Genomic DNA, 422 nt, shown 5'->3' on the forward strand with positions numbered 1-422 from the left:
GGACCGCGACACCCATGCGTGGAAGCGACTGCTGGAACAGAAGGGCATCGATGGCGTGATCATCGCCACGCCGTGGGAGTACCACGCACCGATGGCGATCGCCGCGATGCAGGCCGGCGTGGCCGTGGGCTGCGAAGTGGTGGCCGGCATCACCCTGCAGGACCACTGGGACGTGCTGAAGACCCAGCTGAGCACCGGTACCCCTTACATGCTGCTGGAGAACGTCTGCTACCGCCGCGACGTGATGGCCGCGCTGCAGATGGTGCGCCAGGGCCTGTTCGGCGAGCTGGTGCATCTGCAGGCCGGCTACCAGCATGACCTGCGCGGGGTGAAGTTCAATTCCGGCGACCCGAACCAGCCCTACGACAGCGGCGTGGAATTCGGCCCCAAGGGCTGGAGCGAAGCACGCTGGCGCACCGATC

At 66.8% G+C, this 422-nt stretch carries 1 protein-coding gene; it reads left to right on the plus strand.

Features of this window, described 5'->3' with window-relative positions; all coding sequences use genetic code 11:
- Positions 1-422, plus strand: a 422-nt coding sequence (locus D7Y15_RS43855) for a Gfo/Idh/MocA family protein (RefSeq protein ID WP_368667440.1), incomplete at both ends; no start/stop codon positions are given.

Source organism: Corallococcus sp. AB030, from assembly GCF_003668965.1.
Classification (GTDB): domain Bacteria; phylum Myxococcota; class Myxococcia; order Myxococcales; family Myxococcaceae; genus Corallococcus; species Corallococcus exiguus.